Genomic DNA, 3,686 nt, shown 5'->3' with positions numbered 1-3,686 from the left:
ACGGTACATTAAAATTTCTCTATTATTCTTTTTGGACTATGGCCGGGATATCAATCTTTGCAATCGTCACTGATATGTTTACCTCTCTTCAAAGATATGGAGATGTCTCCCTTTTTTATTTTTACTTTTTATCGATCGTAATGATTGCCTTAGCAATGTACTTCTTATATTCGCCAATCTTCTATCCTAATGTGAGTTGGTGGGAATACGATTTTAGATATCGTAATGACATCATTACATCAGTAAAAGTTAATGATGATGAAGAGAAAGAAGGACGCCTTATCGATATACGAAGAGGGAGTGCTGGTCTTTCATACTTTGGTAAATTAAAAGTCGGAGATAAAATCATTCTCAAACCTGAATATAATGAGTTAGACAAAGAATTTAGAGTTGAAGTTATGTCTAAGAGGCAACACTCAATCGGAAGACCATATACATATGGTTTGAAATTTCATTTCAATTCAGATGAAGAAGAGAAAGATTTTGTCAAATTCCAAAAGTTCTGGCAGTTTGAACGTAAGCACAAGAAGCTTAGTAAGTTTAAACACGGTTAGAACATGAGTCTAAAAAATCACAATTGGTATATGAATATTGCTCTTGAAGAAGCTGAAAAAGCTTTTAAAAAAGGAGAAGTTCCTATTGGTTGTGTTATTGTCGATCAAGACGATAATATCGTTTCACAAACTCATAATTTAAAAGAATCAGTAAAAGATACAACAGCACATGCTGAAGTCTTGGCCATTAAAGAAGCAAGTGAAGTCAATAAAGACTGGAGACTTTTAGGACATACAGCTTATATTACTTTAGAGCCTTGTCCTATGTGTTTATTTGCTCTACTTCAAGCTCGTGTTGATAAGGTTATATTTGGAGCATATGATTCTAAAGGTGGATCGGTATCTCTGGGTTATAATTTTCATTTAGACGAAAGATTTAATCATTCTTTCAAAGTTATCGGTGGGGTTGAACACTTTAAGTGTTCACAGATTTTGTCAAATTTCTTCAAACAAAGAAGAAAAGGTTACAAAGTCACTTCCAAGCCTTAAAAAATCTAACACTTTCTTTACAAGATTAACTTTATCCTGTCCCATAGTAGACTTAGGGGAAGACGATGAAAAAGTTAATATTAGTGACCGCCGTTCTGTTATATCAGACAATGGCGAAGTCTAATGATTATATGTATTTCTTAGTGGATTCATTGAATATGACTAAGAATGAATTAAAGACACCTTTATCTGGTGAAATTCTAGCAAAACATATTTATGTCAATATGATGGGAAATGAGTTTGAAATTCAAACTCAGAATGATGAGTTATTTGTTGCTGATGCAATTCTTGAATCTGATAGATTTACTTCATAAAAGATGGGATGAAATTTTCGACTCCTTTAGAGGATAACAATCCCCTTTATGGAATTGATAAGCTCAATGCTTCTAAGGCAGAAGTAGAGATGTCTCATGAAGTTATCGATGTGAAAGGCGATGATCTTGCAGTTCATCTTGGGCCAATAAATTTTGAAGTGAATAATATAAATATGCAGTGTCGTGTTTCTGAGTTTACCACTGCAATTGATGAAGCTTGTATTCAGAATACAACGATAAAGCCATATGATGAGAGTAAGATTAGTAAGATTAGGCTTTCGGATTTGTCGGAGAAAAAACTTTATAATCTTGATATTCAAACCAATGAGTTATCAATAGAAGAGGACGATCTCTTTATTGAGGTTAAGAACATTAAAGGTAATTACTTAAATAATCACTTCGGTATTAGCCGTGGAGAACTAAATTGTTATAAAGATCCTGAGTTAAAGATCATTGATGTTGAAAACCTTGTATATGGTTGTTTAAAAAGATCGAAAATAATTGGAGAAAAGCTTAGTTATCAAATCCCAAGTTTAAATATGCACATTAATAAGGCTTCCGTTATTTTCGACGAAGATAAGATGAAGCTTCATTCTGATTATGCGAGTTTTAAAAATAAGGGTTCTGTAACTTATGTTGCGGCAATGTCTTTGGAGTGTGATAAAGATCCGATTGTTGTAGACATTAATAATCCAAATGCAATTTTAAATGGATGTATGAGAAGTATGACATTTAAATTGGACCGAATGGATAATGGAACACAAAAGGGACAAGTTAAGGATATCAAAAACTTTAAATTGGCCGTTAATACTGGAAACTTCAAAATCACAGGAAAGGTAAAATTCGTATTCTACGTCTCTCTTGATGTGACTGGAAAAGTAAAGCATGATCCAAAAAAGAAGCAGATTGTAATAGATGTAAATAAGGCCAAGGTCGGAAAGTTTTCTGCCCGTAGTTTTGCGTTAAAAATTGTGAAGAAATTCATTAATGTGGATAACGTGAAAGTAGTTGATAATTCGATAATTATTCAACTTTAGCTGAATCAATTGACACATCCTCACCCATTTGTTTAATATGCACAAGGTAGTCGGGCTGAGCAAGTGTTCGCAGGGTGAACTCCGCCAGGTCGGGAACGAAGCAACGGTAGCTTTTGCTGCATTGTGTTTATGTTCGGCTGCCCCTTTTATATTTGCCTACCTCATTAGAATCCTTTAAATTGATAAGAGCTGTTTAAATAAAGACATATAAAGTATGGGAGCTCCATGTCATACCAGGTTCTAGCACGTCGCTGGCGTCCTCAAAAATTTGAAGATGTTGTCGGTCAAGGTCACATTGTTACTTCAATTCAAAACTCTTTAAAAGAAGATCGAGTCGGTCACGCGTATATTTTTTCGGGAACTCGAGGAATTGGAAAGACTTCTATTGCTAGAATTTTTGCTAAGGCATTGAGATGTGAGTCTCGCTTAGAGGACGGTAATGCTTGTGGAGCATGTCGCTCTTGCGAAGATTTTAATACAAACTCATCGATGAATATCATTGAAATCGATGGGGCCTCTAATAATGGTGTCGATGATATCAGAGATCTTATTAGTAATATTCAATATCTTCCTTCAACAGGAAAATATAAAGTTTATATTATTGATGAAGTTCATATGCTCTCGACTCCTGCTTTTAATGCTCTTCTCAAGACACTTGAGGAGCCACCTGAGCATGCTATTTTTATTATGGCGACTACCGAGCCTGAAAAACTTCTTGGAACAGTTTTATCTCGTTGTCAGAGGTTTGACTTCAGGCATGCGAGTGTTCAAGACCTTGTTGAGCATATTAAGAAAATTGCTGAAAAAGAAAGTATTTCTTTTGAGAATGAAGCATTGATCAAAGAGCTTGCAAAGCTTGGGAATGGTTCTTTTAGAGATACTCTGTCTTTGCTGGACCAAGTTCTCAGTTTTTCTACTGAAAGGAAAATTGACGAAGAAGTCTTTTCTCGTTCTCTAGGTGTTGCAAAAATTAGTGCGATCAAAAATATTATCGAAGGGGTGATTCTTGGTGATGTCCAACTTATCTCTACGACTTACAGAAAAATGATTTCTGAAAATGTGTCTCTTAAGAATATTGTAAAGTCTACTTTGGAGAGTGTTTTTGGAATTATTAGTTCTAAAGATTTCAAAGACTATTCTAGAGTTCAAGATAGAATTAGCGAAGAAGTATTTAATAATGTTTCTAGGGCCGAGCTATATTGGATCTATGAAGTTCTCGCTCAAGACTTTGTATGGTCGATGGAGTCAGTTTCTCCAGAAGATGCATCTGAAGTTGTCTTAAGAAAAGTTGC

Annotated in this window: 5 protein-coding genes and 1 other RNA gene; all 6 read left to right on the top strand. The window is 34.8% G+C overall.

From position 1 onward, the window contains the following. Positions 1–554 (top strand): PilZ domain-containing protein (locus tag M901_RS03950; protein WP_021276890.1); only part of this gene is annotated, 554 nt, incomplete at its 5' end. Positions 555–557: 3 nt separating this feature from the next. Then, on the top strand, positions 558–1,043 hold the full coding sequence (locus M901_RS03945; RefSeq protein WP_034720163.1) for a nucleoside deaminase: 486 nt from the start codon (positions 558–560) through the stop codon (positions 1,041–1,043). Positions 1,044–1,108: 65 nt separating this feature from the next. After that, complete coding sequence (locus M901_RS03940; protein ID WP_034720162.1) at positions 1,109–1,357, top strand: hypothetical protein; 249 nt, start codon at positions 1,109–1,111, stop codon at positions 1,355–1,357. Between the two features lie 8 nt (positions 1,358–1,365). Then, on the top strand, positions 1,366–2,394 hold the full coding sequence (locus tag M901_RS03935; protein ID WP_021276893.1) for a hypothetical protein: 1,029 nt from the start codon (positions 1,366–1,368) through the stop codon (positions 2,392–2,394). A gap of 48 nt (positions 2,395–2,442) precedes the next feature. Continuing rightward, positions 2,443–2,536, top strand: an RNA gene (gene ffs / locus M901_RS16955) — signal recognition particle sRNA small type. A gap of 83 nt (positions 2,537–2,619) precedes the next feature. After that, a partial coding sequence (gene dnaX, locus M901_RS17395; protein ID WP_021276894.1) for a DNA polymerase III subunit gamma/tau occupies positions 2,620–3,686 on the top strand: 1,067 nt, incomplete at its 3' end.

The sequence above is a fragment of the Bacteriovorax sp. DB6_IX genome, assembly GCF_000447775.1.
In the GTDB taxonomy this organism is placed as follows: Bacteria; Bdellovibrionota; Bacteriovoracia; order Bacteriovoracales; family Bacteriovoracaceae; genus Halobacteriovorax_A.
The sequence above is the reverse complement of the archived record's forward strand: the minus strand, read 5'-3'. Positions and strand labels throughout refer to the sequence as shown.